Origin of the sequence: Leptolyngbya sp. FACHB-60, assembly GCF_014695775.1 — a bacterium.
Lineage (GTDB): Bacteria > Cyanobacteriota > Cyanobacteriia > Phormidesmidales > Phormidesmidaceae > Nodosilinea.
Genome location: NZ_JACJOX010000058.1, coordinates 108684 through 125501, shown reverse-complemented (window position 1 = coordinate 125501; position 16818 = coordinate 108684). Strand labels below are relative to the sequence as shown.

The window sequence follows — 16818 nt, the reverse complement described above, 5'->3', positions numbered from 1 at the left end:
GGCCAGCGACCCTGCTGCGCGCAGAGTTTAGTCAGTGCTCGGGCAGCGTCAGCTCTGCGCAAATGGCCATTCACCGAGCAGCGTTTGCTGCTAGCCGGGTGCGCTTTACCCTAAATGCCGACGATGGCACGCGGGAGGTGCTGGCCTCTGAGGTTTCTGTAGAACGCCTCTAAATCCTTTAGCGAGCAGTTGAACAGACCTAGCGATCGCTCACTCTTCTCTATTAACCCAATCATTCTCTTGCCACCATGATTCGCTCTATTCAGTCGGTTTTGTTGTTGAGTGTGCTAGCGATCGCTCCCCTAGAAAACGCCATTAACCCCGTTTATGTGGCGCGGGCGCAGGCGGCGGCTCCTGCGGTTTGCAACCCCGATGCCGCCCTGCAAAATCGGCTGGGCGTAGCGGGGGAGCAGGCTCGGGCTGCCCTGGAAAACGCTCAAACCGACCAGGCTCTGCAATCGCTACAGGAGACTTTGGCGATCGGTGGGCAGCTTCGGAATGGACGGCTTCAGGCAGATCTGCTAGAGCAGTGGCTGTTGGATCATCGCGAGGGCTACCTGGCTACGCGATGGCAGCGCTTGACCCAGGGGGATCAGCAGGTGCGCCGGCCCCAGCTCCAGGCCATCCTAGGGCAGTTTATGGCGCTGGCCAATCAGGTGCCTTCGGGCCACAGCTATGCTAAAACGCGATCGCTCACGGCGATCGCCCGCTACTACACCGTGCTAGAGCAGCGTGAAACCCCACTTGCTAGGGAAGCCCTGGAACAGGCGCGGCAGGCAGCAACCTTGATTCAGGGCAGCGATTTTACCGCCAGTGCGCTGATCGACATTGCCGAAACCTACGCGCTGATGGGTGACACGACCTCGGCACTGGTGTTGCTGAGCCAGGTGGGTGGAGCGGCGACGGAAATTCCGCCCGGCACCTCGCAGTGGCTGAAGTTGTCTATTTTGCAGCGCATGGCGACCACCTATGCCCACATTGGCCACTTCGGACCGGCCAAAGCCATGGCCGCCGATTTGCCCGATGAGTATGAGCTGCAGTCGATCGCGCTGCGGGGGGTAGTGGAAGGGTCAATTACCTTTCAAAGTTGGAGCGCGGCAGAGACGGAAGCGCAAGCCATCCCCGCTATCACCCAGCGCATTTGGGCCCTGACGAAGGTGGCGATCGCCTACCACAACGCCAACCAGCCCGCCCAGGCCGCTGAGATGATGGCCAAGGCCAGGGCCGAAGCTGAATCAGCTACGGGCTTCCCAGATCCAGAGTTTGTCTTTAGAACCTTGGTTGACGCCTATCTGGAGCTTGGGCAGCGCGACGAAGCCCTTGAGCTGGCCCAAACCCAGCTCAAGGGCTCTCAACAGGAGTCGATTAAATTGGTGATGGTGGCCTACAGCCAGGCTGGGCAGCAGGATGTGGTCGAGGCGTGGCTGTCAGACCGGTTGAGTTTTCTGCAAACGGTTGCCGACCCCTGGGAACAAAGCCTTTACTTGGGAGACCTGCTGCAACTGGCGATCGACACCCAACAGTTTGACTGGATTAGCCAATCCTGGGATCAGATTGTGGCCCTCAACTATGACCCCCAGGATGAGCTAATGGTCAAGGCCGCCACCGCCTACGCGGCCACCGGGCAATACGACCAAGCGGCGGCCTGGGCCCAGCAGCTGCCCCTCGCCAGTCGGCCCGTCTTACGGGTTCGACTGTTAGCGGCGATCGCCCTGACCGCCCATCAGGCCGGTCAAACCACCTGGGCCAACAATTTGCTCCAGCAAACGTTGGGAAGCGTAGACGATCTGGTCGCCACCTATCAGCGCCAATTCCCCGACGATATGACGCAAAGCCCTCTGATCGAGCCCGGTGCCCTCACCGCCATTGCCGTTGTCTATGCCCAAACAGGGCAAGCCGACCCCACCCGCGAACTCTTGCAGCGGGTCAGCGGGTTGGATAGCTCGATCACCGATCCCTCTTTTGGGGGGCCAACTGACCAACCCTTTGAGGTATTCATGGCGGCAAGGCAGTACGTCGGTGCCCTACAGCTGGCCCAGGCTACGCCTCCTTCAGAGGTGCGCACAGCACGCTTGCAGCGCAGTGCAACGGCTCTGTTGCAGCAAAACCGTCTTGACCTGGCCCTGCCCATGGTCAATGAACTCACAGAACCCAGCAGCCGAGCTCAGCTCCTGCTGGCGATCGCTCAACGCTATGGCGATTTGCAGCAGGTCGAGGCTGCGCTTCCCGTCCTGGCGCAAGCCTTCCAAGTGGCGCAGACCATTCCTGGGGAAGAATCTCAGGTTGATCGCTTAGGGGTTGGGGGCTACACGGTCATCGATAGAGAGGACGATCGGGGCAGTTTGCTAGAAGCGATCGCACTGCAATACGCCCAGATGGGGCAGGGCGATCGGGCCCAGCAGGTAGCCAGTCAACTTCAGGCAGTTCCTTTGCGCCAGCAAGTCATGGCATCCATTCGCTGCGTTCTATAGCAGTAACCCGTCTGGTGCGGTCCTCTCCTGAGTGAACGTTGAAGCGTTTGAACGTTTTGGCGTTGCTAAACAAAACATACAGCGGCGCTTGAGGCTGCCGCTGTATGTTTTGACAAGGGTTTGTACCATTAGCCAGGGTAGTTGTGTTGTGGCTGTTGTAAACCGCAGCCATGACCCTACAATTTGGCAGCGGTCAACTACGGACCTGATCCCTGGTCGATAAGGATATAACCTGACAACGCAGGCATCTGCGAACCAGCAGTAGAGCGAGGGTGCGTGAGTAGTCAGAGCAAACTGATTGTGGCCAAGCTACAGCGAAAGAATCGGCGGCTGGGCCTATTTCTGTCGTTGGGGACGCTCGGCGTATTGGGACTGCTGTATTTGATTTCGGCGGCCTTCGTCACCCAGAGCCTGCATCGGTTGGAGACCGTTACCGTCCGGCAGGATGTGCGTCGGGCCATTGAAGGGGTTGACCGCGAACTTCGGGGGCTGTTGGTCAACACCTGTGACTATGCTCGCTGGGACGAGTTTTATGCCTACATGACGACCAACGATCGCACCTTTGAGCGCGAAAACTTTGCTGCCAAAAGTCACTTCACCGACCTGTTGAATGTCGATGTGCTGGCCGTTGTCCTGCCTGACGGGCAGATGCGCTATGGGCAACAGCTCTCTCGACAGGGTGCTCCGGCGACCCCGCTACCGATATCGGTGAGCGCTTACCTGCGAAACTGGTCTCAGCAGCAGAGCATTGCTCAGACCCGAGATACCCAGACCGGTTGGCTTGCCAGTGAGTCAGGCCCCATGCTGCTGGCCATTTGTTCCGTCACCAATAGCACCGAGACAGCCCCGCCCCAAGGGGGATTTGCGATGGGCAGAGTGCTCAGCCCTTCTCAGATTCAACGTCTGGAGCAGCGCTTGCAGGTGCAGATGAAACTAGTGGATCTAAACGGCTCCCTCAGCCTCAGCGAGGTCGAGATCCGCGATCGCCTGAACCGCCAACCCAGAATTGGTGATAGCGCCCTGCCCGACGATGCGATCGCAGTTGTCCCCATAACGGGCGATCGCATTGCTGGCTACGCCCGCATAGACGACATCAACGGCAGCCCCCTAGCGTTGTTGCGGGTAGAGCTGAACCGCGACCTGCACCAACAGAGCCTGCTAGCCAGCCAGCTGATGGGCGGGGTGTTGCTGGTGGCCGGGGTGGGGTTTGGCCTACTGGGCCGGTGGCTACTCAAACAACTAATGCAAGAAAGCCAGCGTCTGGCGCGGGCTGAGCAAGCTCTAGCCCACGAGAGCGTCCTGCGCCTGGCCAACGCTCGCTACCAGCAAAAGGCAGTGGAGCTGGAAATCGCGCTGAAAGAGCTGAACAAAGAGAAAGAGCGCTCCGAGCAACTGTTGATCAACATCCTGCCCGAGTCGATTGTGCAGCGGCTGAAGGAGAACGGCACCTCAATTGCTGAGCACTTTGACGAGGTCACGATTCTGTTTGCCGACATCGTCAACTTCACCCCCATTGCTGCCCGCTTGCAGCCTGTCGAGGTTGTGGAGCTGCTCAACGGCATCTTTTCTGAGTTCGACGACTTGGTAGAAGAATTTGGTCTGGAGAAGATCAAAACCATCGGTGATGCCTACATGGTGGCAGCGGGGTTGCCTATACCTCGCACCGACCACGCGGAGGCGATCGCCAATATGGCCCTGGCTATGCAGCAGCGGGTTACCGATTTTCGCTCAAAGACAGGCGAGGCGTTTCAAATTCGTGTTGGCATCAACACTGGCACCGTGGTGGGCGGGGTAATTGGCACCAAGAAATTCATCTACGACCTCTGGGGCGACACCGTCAACGTGGCCTCGCGGATGGAATCAACCGGGCTGGCGGGCGGCATTCAGGTAACAGCAGCGACCTATAACCGGTTAAAAGACCGCTATGAATTTGAGGTGCGCGGCACAGTGCAGGTGAAGGGGAAAGGGGCAATGGAGACCTACTGGCTGCGGAGCAAAAAGTCCATTGAGGAATGAAGCCCAACATGCATTGATCTGGGCGGTCTGTCATAATACAGCTGGGAATATCGGACGCTAGGACGCACCTATGAAAATTAACGGCGAGCCGACCAGAACCATTCGTCTACACCCAGATAATCCTCGCGTTGTGCAGGTGATTGACCAGCGTCAGCTGCCCCACCAGCTCACCTGGATGGATCTGAGTTCGGTGGATGAGGCAGCCTACGCCATCAAAGACATGGTGGTACGCGGTGCCCCGCTGATTGGGGCCACCGCCGCCATGGGCATGTACTTGGCGGCCCTGGACGCGTCTGAGCCAGACTTTCGCGACGTTTTGACCCAGGCTGCCCACGCCCTGGGCCAAACTCGCCCCACGGCGGTCAATCTGCACTGGGCATTAACCTCCCAGATGGAAACCCTGGGGCAGGTGGCAACGGCCTCAGAAGCGATCGCTCGACTGCGGCAAAACGCTGAGGCTATCCTCGATGCCGACGAAGAACAGTGCCGCCAGATCGGATTGCACGGGGTGCAGCTGATCGAAGACATCTACGCTCGCACCGGTCAGCCCGTCAACATTTTGACCCACTGCAACGCTGGCTGGCTGGCCTGTGTAGACTGGGGCACCGCCACCTCGCCCATCTACCACGCCCACGATCGCGGCCTGCCCGTTCACGTTTGGGTCGATGAAACCCGCCCCCGCAACCAGGGGGCCAAGCTCACCGCCTGGGAACTGGGGCAGCATGGGGTGCCTCACACCGTCATTCCTGACAATGCTGGGGGCCACCTGATGCAGCACGGCCTAGTCAATCTGGCGATCGTGGGCACCGATCGCACCACCCGCCAGGGCGACGTCGCCAATAAAATTGGCACTTACCTCAAGGCCCTGGCCGCCCACGACAACGGCGTGCCCTTCTATGTGGCCCTGCCCTCTTCTACCATTGACTGGACCCTGGGAGACGGGGTGAAAGAGATCCCCATTGAGCAGCGCAGCCAGGACGAAGTGAAGTACATCGATGGGCTGTCTCCCCATGGGGTCACCTCGGTGCTGATCTGCCCCGAATCTTCTCCCGCTGCCAACTATGGCTTTGATGTCACCCCCGCCCGCCTAGTGACGGGTTTGATTACCGAACGGGGCATTTGCCCAGCCTCTGAGGCCGGGCTGCTGAGCCTGTTTCCAGAGGCGGCCTAAGGGCTATGACCATGGCTTTCGACGAAGGGGTAATTAAGTACGTCGGCCAGTGGACGCCTGGTGCGCCGCTGGCGGCGGCTGAGCTGGCAGAGCTGATGGCGTGGCGCGATCGCATGTGGCAGGCGCAGCAAATTGGGCTCTACCCCAACGGCATTGGCTACGGCAATATCAGCCTCCGGCGATCGGCCCGCAGCTTTGCTGTTTCGGGCACCCAAACCGGGCACCTGGCCCACACCACGGCCCACCATTACACTCTGGTCGACGCCTGGGATATCGATCGCAACACCCTACACTGCACTGGGCCGATCCAGGCCTCATCTGAGTCGCTTACCCATGCGGCCCTCTACGACTACAGCAGCGCCATTCAGGCAATTATTCATGTGCACAATCGGCCGCTGTGGCAGCGGGGCCAGGGAGTGCTGCCCACTACTGCCGCCAGCGTTCCCTACGGCACCCCGGCGATGGCCTACGAAATGAGGCGGCTGTTGAACAACGACAACTTGATGCAAACGCGCATTTTGATCATGGCAGGGCATGAGGAGGGGGTGCTGGTGTTTGGCCCCACCCTAGAGGCTGCGGCTCAGGTGCTGCACCAGCACATAGACAATTAGCGGCCTATAGTTCTCGCTACTCAGGTTTAAACTACGCGGCCACCGCTGCCAGCGCCTGTCGTCCCTGGGCAATGATCTCGTCATAAACGGCTTCTAGGGCTGGGTTGCAGCCTCGGCATCCGGCCACGACCCGATCGGCCCAATCTAAATATTCGCGCTTTCGTTCTAGCGACCAGCCGTCGGGGGGCGAGGTGGTAATGTTTTGCACATTGGCGGCTTTGTCGGCAATTTTGAGCTGCTTGGCTTGGGGTGACAGGTGAGGGGCGTGCTCCACCTGCTGCTGTTTGCGCTCCGCCTTAGGCAAGTCTTTATCGTCGGTGACTTCTTCCACTACTCGCCGCACCTCAGGACCAAAGTGGCGCTCTATCTCCTCGGGGGTGGTGTCGGTATCTTCTACCGTATCGTGGAGAATGGCGGCCTGTAGGGTCACCAGATCGGTCACGCCGCCTTCGGTGGCCAGCAACTGCGCGACCCGAATGGGATGGTTGATATAGGGCGAGGCTTCTTTATCTTTGCGGCGCTGGTCGCTGTGTTTGGTCGCTGAAAAGTGCAGGGCCTCTAGTAAAGCAGTGGTAGCAGGGGCGGGAGCCAAAGCAGATGGAGTCATGGTTGTGCAGAGAATCGCTTTTATCCAGCATGACCGATCGCAGTGGGCAACGACATCGATTTTTAGCCACCAGCTAGTAGCCAAGCTCAAATTAAATTTAATCAAATTGTCATTTTGCTGACTAAATCACCGCTAAGTTGAACACTAATCTCATGGCCCGTAGGTATACGTTTTTAGCTGCATAAAGCACCTGTGACTCAACAACTCGACCTTCAACTCAGTTTTACAATTAATGGAGAGCCTGTCTCTGTTAAAGACACTTCTCCCGCGATGACGTTGCTGGAGTATCTGCACCTAAGCGGCCGAGCCGGCACCAAAGAAGGCTGCGGCGACGGCGACTGCGGTGCCTGCACCGTAGCCCTGATTGGCGAAGGGGCAAACGGCCAACCCCACTACCAAGCGGTGAATAGCTGCTTGATTCCCCTGGGGGCGGTGGCGGGGCGGCAGGTCTTGACCGCCGACGGCATTACCCAATGCCAAATTCCTAAAAATGCCTTTGTCAAAGAACCCGTCACCGCTGACCAGCTTCACCCTGTACAGGCCGCCATGGTCGAAACGGGCGGCTCTCAGTGCGGCTACTGCACCCCCGGCTTCGTCATGAGCTTGTTTGCCGCCTACTATGACGGCACCCCCAACGACCTCTCGGTGGAGGGCAACCTCTGCCGCTGCACGGGCTACATCCCCATTCGCCGCGCCGCCCAAATGGTGGCGAATGCAACGTCACAGGATCAGTTTTCAGAGCAGCTCGCCTCTGCTTCCACGGGGCTTTTGCCCCTGGCCTACACTACTCAAAACAACGGTCACAGCGAACAGTTTCATCGGCCTACCCATCTGTCAGAGGTATTGGACTTGTTGCAGCAGCACCCCGACGCCACCCTAGTCGCTGGGGCCACAGACCTGGGTCTGGAGATGAGCTGGCACCGGCAGCATTACCCCATGTTGATCTCTCTGGAAGCGATCGCCGAACTCAAGCAGATCGATCAAACCGAGGACCACGTTGAAATCGGCGCGGCGGTGCCCCTTAGCCACATTGAGGCCAACCTGCACGGCATCTTCCCCAGCCTAGACGAAATGATTCACTGGTTTGCTGCTCGCCAGGTGCGCAACCGGGCCACCCTCGGCGGCAACATCGGCACCGCTTCCCCAATTGGCGACCTGCCCCCAGTTCTCCTGTCGCTGGATGCGATGTTGAAGCTGGCTGGCCCTGGGGGCGAAAGAACGCTGCCTTTAGCAAACTTCTTTACCGGCTACCGCCAGACTGAGCTACAGCCGGGCGAGGTGATTGTCTCCGTCCAAATTCCCAAAGCCCTTACTCCTGGCACCGATCGCCGTCTCAGTCAGTCCTACAAAATCGGCAAGCGCGGCACCGACGACATCAGCATCGTGGCGGCAGCTTTTGTGGTGGATGTGGATGGCAGCAATCAGATTCTCCATGCCCGGCTGGGCTATGGCGGGGTGGCGGCGACTCCGGCCAGGGCGATCGCAGCGGAGGAATTTTTGCTGGATAAGCCTTGGACGGCTGACACCATTCAGGCGGTGAAGCCCATCCTGCAAGAGGCGTTTACACCGTTGACTGACCTGCGAGGCAGCGCCGAGTACCGCAAACGCTTGATAGTGAATTTGTTCGAGAAATTCTTTGTGGAATTTCCGTAGCGTAGAGCTAGCTACCCTCTCCCCAACCCCTGTCCCCGAAGGCGAGGGGAGCCAGTAGGGTGGGCACTGCCCACTGCCCCTAACACAAGCGATAGTCCATTCCCCATCCCACGCTGCCCCATCAGCTTTGTGATTCTGCCCCATGATTGTGGTGGGCAGTGCCCACCCTACCTCTCAAACTTGCCCCTGCTACTCCCAGGCGGGCAACCCAAAATCGCCAATCCGAAATCCCCAGAGGTACCCCATGAGTCCAGTCGGCAAGTACAAAAGTCATGAAAGCGCCGTGGCCCATGTTAGCGGCACCGCCGTCTACACCGACGACCAGCGCGAACCAGCGGGCATGCTATCGCTGTATCCAGTGCTCTCACCCCACGCGAGGGCGAGAATCACCAAGCTAGATGTGGCTCCGGCAATGGCAGTGGCGGGCTGCGTCACGGTGCTCACCGCCGCTGACGTGCCGGGAGAAAACAACACTGGCGTCATCGTCCACGACGAAGTGCTGTTGCCAACTGACGAAATCAGCTACTACGGCCAAGTCGTAGCCTGGGCCGTGGGTGAAGACGAAGCGGCCGCCAGGGAAGGGGCGGCCAAGATTGTGGTGGAGTATGAGTCGCTGCCAGCAATTAAGACGGTGAAGGAGGCGATCGCAGCCCATAGCTACCATGACGTTCCCCAATTTATTCGCCGGGGTGACCCCGACGCGGCGATCGCTCAGGCTCAACACACCTTCTCTGGAGAAATCGAAATCGGCGGCCAAGACCACTTTTATCTGGAGACCCAGGTCAGCTGGGCCATTCCCGATGGCGAAGGCAACCTCCAGCTCTACAGCTCCACCCAACACCCGACTGAAACTCAGGAGATCGTCGCCCGCATTCTCGGCCTGCCCAAAAACCGCGTGGTTTGCACCTGCCTGCGCATGGGCGGCGGCTTTGGCGGCAAAGAATCCCAGTCGAACCCCTTTGCTTCGGCGGCCGCCCTGGCTACCTACAAAACTGGCCGACCCGCCCGCTGCCGGTTGCGCCGCCACCACGACATGCTGATCACCGGCAAGCGCCACGGCTTTTTGGGTCAGTATGAAGCCGGCTTTAACGACGACGGCACCATCACAGCCATGAACGTCACCCTGGTAGCGGACGGCGGCTGGAGCCTCGATCTGTCGCCTCCGGTGTTGGGGCGGGCGATGCTCCACGTCGATAACGCCTACTATATTCCTAACCTGGTGATCGAAGGGCGGATTGCCAAAACTAACCGCGTGTCAAACACCGCCTATCGGGGCTTCGGTGGTCCCCAGGGCATGATCGTGATTGAGGAAGTGATCGATCGCATTGCCCGCACCCTCAACCTGCCCCCCGATGTGGTGCGCGAGCGCAACTTTTACCACGGCGAGGGCGACACCAATCGCACCCACTACGACCAAGACATCGTTGACAACCGCATCGCCCGCGTCTGGCAAGAGGCCAAAGCAGGGGCCAACTATATGGCGCGGCGGGCGGCGATCGCCGCCTTCAACGAAACCAGCCCCTACAAAAAGCGCGGGCTGGCCATCACCCCAGTCAAATTCGGCATTTCCTTCAACAATGTGCGGTACAACCAGGCGGGGGCGTTAGTGCTGATCTACACCGATGGCAGCATTCAGCTCAACCACGGCGGCACCGAAATGGGCCAGGGGCTGCACACCAAAATGATTCAGGTTGCCGCTAAAGCTTTGGGGGTAAAGAGCGATCGCCTGCGCATGATGCACACCAGCACCGACAAGGTACCCAACACCTCGGCCACCGCCGCCTCTAGCGGATCAGACCTGAATGGCCAGGCCGTGAAGAATGCCTGTGAGACCCTGCGCGATCGCCTCGCCGCCGTCGCTGTGCATATGCTGAATCTCGACGCTCCCGAAGACATGGTCTTTGAAGACGACTGGATCTACTGCCGCACCTACCCCAGCGCCCGCATCACTTTCGACGAAGTGGTGCAGCAGGCCTACAACGAACGCATCAGCCTTTCGGCCACTGGCTTCTACCGCACTCCCAACATTTTTTGGGATTCAAAATTGGGCAAGGGTCGTCCCTTTTACTACTTCGCCTACGGCACAGCGGTCTGTGAAGTAGAGGTCGATGGCTTTACCGGCACCTTCAAACTGCGCCAGGTCGACATCGTTCACGACGTGGGCGAATCCCTCAATCCTTTAGTAGATAAGGGCCAGATCGAAGGGGCCTTTGTGCAGGGCATGGGCTGGCTCACCATGGAAGAACTGGTGTGGGACGACGAAGGTCGCCTGCGCACCTTTGCCCCCAGCACCTACAAAATCCCTACCATCAGCGAAGTGCCCGAGCAGTTCACCGTGCACCTGCTGGAACGCGCCGCCCAGGATGGCGTGATCTATGGCAGTAAAGCTGTGGGCGAACCGCCGTTTATGCTAGCGATGGCCGTGCGGGAGGCAATTCGCGCCGCAGTGGCAGCATTTGGGAATGCGGACTATGTGCCCCTGGCGCTGCCGGCGACCCCGGAGGCGACGTTGTGGGCGATTGAGGCGGTGAAAGCAGCAGTGAGACAGGAGCAACCTGTGGAAGTTAGGTCGTAATCCGTTGAATGGAAACGGGGTTTCTGGGCGATCGCCTGCTCAAACAGCAACTCAGTTCCTGCCATCCAAAATTTGTCTAACTCATGGTGAACTGCTTTCAACAACTGGCACAGGCTCTTGCCTATGGCCCTACGGTTCTTGCCACCGTTACCAGCGTGAGAGGTTCCGTTCCCCGCGAAGCGGGAGCCAAATTGGTCATTGATGCTAACGGCCAAGCCTTTAACACTATTGGCGGCGGTGCCGGAGAAGCTAAGGTGTTGCGCCAGGCCAAGGAGGTGATGCAAACCGGCGAAAAGCAGTTTGTCGAGATTGACCTCTCTGGCGCTGCTCAGCAACAAACCCAAGGAATTTGTGGGGGCCACATGCGGGTGTGGCTTGAGCGATGGCAAGGGAAAGCGGCGAAATCCTTAGTTCAAACAATTTTGCACCAGCTCCATCAGGGGCAGCTGGTAACGCTGGTAACGCCCTTTGATGGAGTTCACGCTCCTTACCTAGCAGACCAGGCTGTTGCTATAGATGCGGCGATCGCCTTTGTAGAAACCCTCGAACCGCCACCCACGCTGCTGATTGTTGGGGCAGGCCATGTTGGCATTCAACTCGCTAAAGTCGCGAATCTGATCGGCTTCCAAATAGTTGTGCAGGACGATCGCCCCGAGTGGGCCAACCCAGAGCACTATCCCCAAGCCAACCAGATTTTGACGGGGGAGTTTGAGGGCGCGATCGTCGCTCTCGCTACCCACCAAAACCTATACGCTGCCCTAGTTACTCGCGGCTACACCTACGATCTCGACGCCCTTCAGCAGTTGCTTCAGCGTCCTATCCCCTGTCGCTATATCGGCATGATCGGCAGCGAAAAACGGGTGCGCCAAGTTTATGGGGCGATCGCACAGGCAGGTATTGCTAAAGAAAAGTTAGCCAATATCTATGGCCCCATTGGGCTAGATATTGGGGCACTCACTCCAGAAGAAATTGCGGTTAGCATCAGCGCTGAGCTAATTTTGGTGCAGCGGGGAGGCACGGGGCGATCGCTTTCTGAACGGCTACGTCAAAGCCTGTATCAGTAGAGCATATATCTAAGAAGGTAGCTCTTTTTAGATCAGAAATAATAAGTATAAATTTGATATTAGCTATGGCAAGTAAAATGTGGATTAGGATAGCCCAAACTGTCAGTATTCAAGCCTGCCGGGCGTATTTTCATTCTTCGTTTTTCACGGAAAATGGGCATTGCTACGACTTTAGATTTAGCCGAAGCAATGCCCACTTTATATCCAAAAGTCCAGCTAGAAGCCGGTTTGAGCGGCACTCATGTCACAATTCGTGCTTAACGCTAACTCTCAAACGAGCTTAGTTGCCAGGCATTGTACCGGTGCTGCTTCCAGAGTCATGGTCGTCAGCTTTGAAGTGCCACTCGCCACTGCTATCTTGGGCAAAGGTGTTTTTCACCGAGCTCCAAGCCACATCGCGGGCACCATCTTCGCTAAAACCGTCGCTCGAAGCAGCATTAAAAGCCGCCATGAAAATTTGCTTAGCCTCTTGGGGCAGCGACTGAGTATCTTGGGGCAAAGCTTCTACATTTTCGTAAGGCATGGGATTGTCTCCTGAGTCATGCGGTAGTTGTTGCATAGACCTTAAAGCACTCAAAGCGGCCTCAACCTCCTTCTTCAGCTGTAAAATTTCCTACTTCTAACCGCTCCTTAGGATGGAAATTGCAACCGCTTTGAGTAGTGCCTCAATTTCCTCTTGCCAGATTAAATTACAGTACTGATTTGACCGATCGCGCCGTTGCTGGCGTTTTATCTCAGATTGCCCACAGCCACACTCCACACTCCCATCCCAGGATTCCTTGAACCCGAGATGATGGTGGCCCTAGCCCAGCGCAGTAGCCATCGCTATCTATTCAAAATTGACGAATGGCCCAAAACTGCAAGACGCTGAGAATACTGTCCAGACTCAACACCGATAGCACGCTACCGGCGCTGCCAACGCTCAAAATGCTGCCTGCACTGCCAATGCTCAAGATGCTACCCGCGCTGCCAATGCTGAGAATGCTGCCGGTGCTGCCAATGCTGAGAATGCTGCCGGCGCTGCCCAGACTTAACAAGCTAAAGTAACTCCCTCGGCTTAAAACAGCGCGATGCCGTGGGGGAACAGCATGACCGTTAGTAGTAGGGGAGTTTTGCTGCATTTCAAACACGTTTCAATAACCTGATCAAGCTTGGGTATGAAAACTTTCTCTCATTATGATTATTCCTCAGCTACCTCAAAGCCAACCGATAAGCTTGAACTGAGTGTTTACCCAGCGCGCGATGGGTTTAGCGAAGGGCGATCGCACCTCTACTCATCGGTTATAACCTCATAGGTCTTAACGTTCCTTCTCCCTCATAAATTGACAAGGTGGTTGGGATAGATCGAACATGCAAAGCCCCTTAGTTGCCCTCAATTTGCCCCGCCTTCACCGTCAAAATCTGCGATGAGGTCATCCACTGGCTGCCGAAAGCCCCCAAGTGGGTGGTGGTGATGATGGTTTGAAAGCGATCTTGAATGGCTTCTAAAAGCTGATTTTGGCGGTTGAGATCCAGCTCGGCCAGCACGTCATCGAGCAGCAACAGGGGCGGTTCGCCAACAACCTCATCGATCAGGTGCAGCTCCGCCAGCTTGAGCGCCAGCACCAGAGTGCGCTGCTGGCCCTGGGATCCATATTGGCGGCTAGGAGTGTCATTGATGGTGAACTCAATGTCGTCGCGGTGGGGGCCAACCAGGGTGGTGCGCTGGTGCTGTTCTGCGATCGCCCGCTGCTTAATCTTCTCTAAAAAGCTGGCCTGAATCACCTGCGGATCATCCTTTGTCATTGGCACATTGGGCTGGTAGTGCATGCGCAGGTCTTCTCGCTGGCCGCTGATTGCCTGGTGCCACTGGTGAGCGATTGGGGCGAGGCGATCGATCGCCCTGGCCCGCCGCCGAATCACCCGCGTGCCCAGGGCCGCTAGTTGGGCATCCCACAGGGCAAACTCGGTGGCGTCTAGGGCAGGGGCAGGCTCGCCATCGTCATCGCCAAAGGATTTTTTGATCAGGGCGTTGCGCTGCTTGAGCACCTGGTTGTATTGGCTGAGAATGTGAGCATAGACCGGCTCTAGCTGGATCAGCAACGTATCAAGCCAGTCGCGCCGCCCTCCCGGCCCGCCCCGCACCAGGTCGAGATCGAGGCTAGAGAACTGCACCGCGTTGAGGGCACCGAGAAAATCGAGCTGTCGCCGCAGCTTTTCGCCGTTGAGAATGGCCGTGCGCCGCCCCGCCTGGCGTAGCACCAGGGAGAGATCGGCTACGCCCAGGTCGCGCCGCACCGAGGCGGTGATTTGAGCCACAGGCTGATCTTGCTGCACTAGGTCGCGATCGCGGCTGGTTCGGTGCGACTTGAGCGTCGCCAACAGCTCCACTGCCTCCAGCAGATTCGACTTACCCTGGGCATTTTCCCCCACCAAAATGGTCTTGGGGGCGGCAAAGTCGATCTGCTGCTCGCCGTAGTTGCGAAAGTGCCTGAGCAATAGATGGGTGAGATACAAGGGGTAAAGCCAGCGCTGAACTTGGTTTAGGATACAGGACAGCGTAGAGAATCTAAGAGCTGAACTCACAGACGCACAGGGCGCTAACCCTGCGGTCGGCTCATCAGCACTACGGTCGATCGCGGCCCCACTGGGTACAGGTCGCTTTCAAACACCGGGGCTTCCTCTGGGTAGCAAAAGTCGCGGGGGGGCGGCACAGTGGTATCGACAATGCGGTGCCAGCGATCGTGGGGACCTAGCCCCGGCAGGTCAAACATCAGCGCCTCCCAGTAGGCGTTGAGCATGACGTGAATTTGTTCCTTGGCGTCGGGATAGCGCAGGGTAAAGGCCAGGGTGCGGGAGTGCTCTGACCAGTCAGGCTGGTTTAGTGTGGTGCCATGCCAAACAATATGGGGTTCGTAGTGCCAGGTGGTGGTCACCCGCAGCAGGTGCCGTAGCTGAAACACCTTTAGGTTTTGAATGAAGTGAATCAGCCCCTGGGTAAAGCGCAGCAGCGGCTGTTCTTTCTCCACGGCATCCCAGTTAAACCAGCTCAGGTCGTTGTCTTGGCAATAGGCGTTGTTGTTGCCGCGCTGGGTGCGGCGCACCTCATCACCCATCAGCAGCATCGGGGTGCCCTGGGCCATAAACAGCAGGGTGAGAAAGTTTTTGATCTGTCGCTGGCGCAGCTGTTCTACCTCGGATGGGGCCGAGAGACCCTCTATGCCGCAGTTCCAGCTGTAGTTGGCGTCGGTGCCGTCGCGGTTATGCTCGCCGTTGGCCTCGTTGTACTTTTGGTTGTACGAGACCAGGTCGTTGAGGGTAAAGCCATCGTGGCAGGTGACAAAGTGAATGCTGCGGTTGGGCTCACGGTTGGGCTTTTGGTAAATGTCGGGGCTACCCAGCAGGCGGGCGGCCAGGTCGGGCACCACGCCCTCGTCACCTTTGATAAACTGGCGCACGTGGTCGCGGTAGGGGCCATTCCATTCGGCAAAGCGATCGCCGATAAAGCTGCCCACCTGGTACAGCCCAGCGGCATCCCAAGCTTCGGCGATGATCTTGGTGCCCGCCAAAACCGGCTCCGACTCAATATTCCACAAAATCGGCGGGTCTTCGAGGGGGTTGCCCGCCATGTCGCGCGACATCACCGAGGCCAGGTCAAAGCGAAAGCCATCCACGTGCATTTCCGACACCCAGTAGCGCAGGCTGTCGAGAATCATGCGCCCCACAACAGCGTGGTTGGGCGACAGGGTGTTGCCGCAGCCGCTGTAGTTGGAGTAGTAGATCGGGTTGTCTTCGAGCATGTAGTAGGTTTCGTTGTCGATACCCTTAAAGCTGAGGGTGGGGCCTTCGTGGTTGCCCTCGGCGGAGTGGTTAAACACCACGTCGAGAATAACTTCGATGCCCGCTCGGTGCAGGGCCTTGACCAAATCGCGAAACTCGTTCACCGGCCCCAGAGGGTCTTTGCAGGAGCTGTAGGCGCGGTGGGGGGCAAAAAAGCCCAGGGTGCTATAGCCCCAGTAGTTCTCCCGCCCAGGCATCGCATCTTGGGCGTCGAATTGGTGAATGGGCAGCAGCTCCACTGCCGTAATGCCCAGCGCTTGCAGGTAGGGGATTTTTTCGATTAGCCCAGCGTAGGTGCCCCGCTGCTCGTCGGGCAGCCCCGAGGAGGAGTGGCGGGTAAAGCCGCCCACGTGCATCTCATAGATGACGCTGCTGGAGTAGGGAATGTGCAGGGGGCGATCGCCCTGCCAGTCGTAGTTGCGGGTGTCAACCACCACCCCCTTGAGGGCGGTGGCACAGTTATCGCCAGGGCCAATGGCGCGGCTGCGATCGTAGATATCGTCGCCGACAATGGCGCGGGCGTAGGGGTCGAGCAGTACTTTAGTGGCGTCGAAGCGGTGGCCACGGGCCGGGTCAAAGGGGCCGTGGACGCGGTAGGCATAGACCTGGCCACTCTTTAGCCCCGGCACAAACAGGTGCCAGTAGTAAAACGTGCGGTTCCACAGCGGGTCGAAGGTAATCACCCGGCTGGGCTCGGTGAGGTCGTCGGCCTCAAACAGCAGCAGATCTATACCAGTAGCATGTTTGGAGTACAGGCAAAAATTTACCCCCACGGCGTAGACGGTGGCCCCCAGGGGGTAGCTTTGGCCAGGGAGAACTTTTGGATTCATA

The 16818-nt window shown here is 58.2% G+C and carries 12 protein-coding genes; 7 read left to right on the top strand and 5 right to left on the bottom strand.

Going from position 1 to position 16818, the window contains the following annotated elements; translation table 11 throughout:
- Positions 1–248: 248 nt before the first annotated feature.
- The 4 genes from H6F57_RS21895 to H6F57_RS21880 all read left to right on the top strand — a co-directional run bounded on the left by H6F57_RS21895 (position 249) and on the right by H6F57_RS21880 (position 6269).
- Positions 249–2471 carry a hypothetical protein gene (locus H6F57_RS21895; protein WP_190625945.1) on the top strand — a complete coding sequence of 741 codons (2223 nt, stop codon included), beginning with the start codon at positions 249–251 and terminating at the stop codon, positions 2469–2471.
- Positions 2472–2747: 276 nt separating this feature from the next.
- A complete protein-coding gene (locus H6F57_RS21890) occupies positions 2748–4487 on the top strand; it encodes an adenylate/guanylate cyclase domain-containing protein (RefSeq protein ID WP_190625946.1) in 1740 nt (579 codons plus the stop codon).
- Positions 4488–4557: 70 nt separating this feature from the next.
- The gene (mtnA, locus tag H6F57_RS21885; protein WP_190625947.1) at positions 4558–5658 is read left to right on the top strand and encodes an S-methyl-5-thioribose-1-phosphate isomerase; all 1101 of its coding nucleotides are present in this window, start codon (positions 4558–4560) and stop codon (positions 5656–5658) included.
- 11 nt (positions 5659–5669) lie between these two features.
- The gene (locus tag H6F57_RS21880) at positions 5670–6269 is read left to right on the top strand and encodes a class II aldolase/adducin family protein (protein ID WP_199294860.1); all 600 of its coding nucleotides are present in this window, start codon (positions 5670–5672) and stop codon (positions 6267–6269) included.
- Between the two features lie 31 nt (positions 6270–6300).
- On the opposite strand, the gene H6F57_RS21875 is transcribed toward H6F57_RS21880, so the two are convergent.
- Complete coding sequence (locus H6F57_RS21875; RefSeq protein WP_190625949.1) at positions 6301–6876, bottom strand: HD domain-containing protein; 576 nt, start codon at positions 6874–6876, stop codon at positions 6301–6303.
- Between the two features lie 192 nt (positions 6877–7068).
- Here H6F57_RS21875 and xdhA point away from each other — a divergent pair, with 192 nt between their 5' ends.
- From xdhA to H6F57_RS21860, 3 genes are all read left to right on the top strand, one after another.
- The gene (xdhA, locus tag H6F57_RS21870) at positions 7069–8529 is read left to right on the top strand and encodes a xanthine dehydrogenase small subunit (RefSeq protein WP_190625950.1); all 1461 of its coding nucleotides are present in this window, start codon (positions 7069–7071) and stop codon (positions 8527–8529) included.
- Between the two features lie 244 nt (positions 8530–8773).
- A complete protein-coding gene (xdhB, locus tag H6F57_RS21865; protein ID WP_190625951.1) occupies positions 8774–11104 on the top strand; it encodes a xanthine dehydrogenase molybdopterin binding subunit in 2331 nt (776 codons plus the stop codon).
- An 83-nt stretch (positions 11105–11187) separates the two neighbouring features.
- Complete coding sequence (locus H6F57_RS21860; RefSeq protein WP_190625952.1) at positions 11188–12168, top strand: XdhC/CoxI family protein; 981 nt, start codon at positions 11188–11190, stop codon at positions 12166–12168.
- A gap of 280 nt (positions 12169–12448) precedes the next feature.
- Here the strand turns inward: H6F57_RS21860 and H6F57_RS21855 are convergent, their stop codons facing one another.
- From H6F57_RS21855 to glgX, 4 genes are all read right to left on the bottom strand, one after another.
- Positions 12449–12691: a ChaB family protein gene (locus tag H6F57_RS21855; RefSeq protein WP_190625953.1), complete on the bottom strand. Its 243-nt coding sequence runs from the start codon at positions 12689–12691 to the stop codon at positions 12449–12451.
- A gap of 310 nt (positions 12692–13001) precedes the next feature.
- Entirely contained in the window at positions 13002–13289 is a 288-nt protein-coding gene (locus tag H6F57_RS21850) for a hypothetical protein (protein WP_190625954.1), read from the bottom strand.
- Positions 13290–13530: 241 nt separating this feature from the next.
- Complete coding sequence (gene recF / locus H6F57_RS21845; protein ID WP_190625955.1) at positions 13531–14664, bottom strand: DNA replication/repair protein RecF; 1134 nt, start codon at positions 14662–14664, stop codon at positions 13531–13533.
- An 83-nt stretch (positions 14665–14747) separates the two neighbouring features.
- Positions 14748–16817, bottom strand: a complete 2070-nt coding sequence (gene glgX / locus H6F57_RS21840; RefSeq protein WP_190625956.1) for a glycogen debranching protein GlgX — start codon at positions 16815–16817, stop codon at positions 14748–14750.
- Position 16818: the final 1 nt, after the last annotated feature.

What these genes read in the sequence shown, in the direction of transcription:
- H6F57_RS21850 (WP_190625954.1), bottom strand. Translation starts at nt 13,289, where the DNA reads ATGCAGCAAAACTCCCCTACTACTAACGGTCATGCTGTTCCCCCACGG.
- H6F57_RS21860 (WP_190625952.1), top strand. Translation starts at nt 11,188, where the DNA reads ATGGTGAACTGCTTTCAACAACTGGCACAGGCTCTTGCCTATGGCCCT.
- H6F57_RS21875 (WP_190625949.1), bottom strand. Translation starts at nt 6,876, where the DNA reads ATGACTCCATCTGCTTTGGCTCCCGCCCCTGCTACCACTGCTTTACTA.
- H6F57_RS21855 (WP_190625953.1), bottom strand. Translation starts at nt 12,691, where the DNA reads ATGCCTTACGAAAATGTAGAAGCTTTGCCCCAAGATACTCAGTCGCTG.
- glgX (WP_190625956.1), bottom strand. Translation starts at nt 16,817, where the DNA reads ATGAATCCAAAAGTTCTCCCTGGCCAAAGCTACCCCCTGGGGGCCACC.
- mtnA (WP_190625947.1), top strand. Translation starts at nt 4,558, where the DNA reads ATGAAAATTAACGGCGAGCCGACCAGAACCATTCGTCTACACCCAGAT.
- xdhB (WP_190625951.1), top strand. Translation starts at nt 8,774, where the DNA reads ATGAGTCCAGTCGGCAAGTACAAAAGTCATGAAAGCGCCGTGGCCCAT.
- H6F57_RS21895 (WP_190625945.1), top strand. Translation starts at nt 249, where the DNA reads ATGATTCGCTCTATTCAGTCGGTTTTGTTGTTGAGTGTGCTAGCGATC.
- H6F57_RS21880 (WP_199294860.1), top strand. Translation starts at nt 5,670, where the DNA reads ATGGCTTTCGACGAAGGGGTAATTAAGTACGTCGGCCAGTGGACGCCT.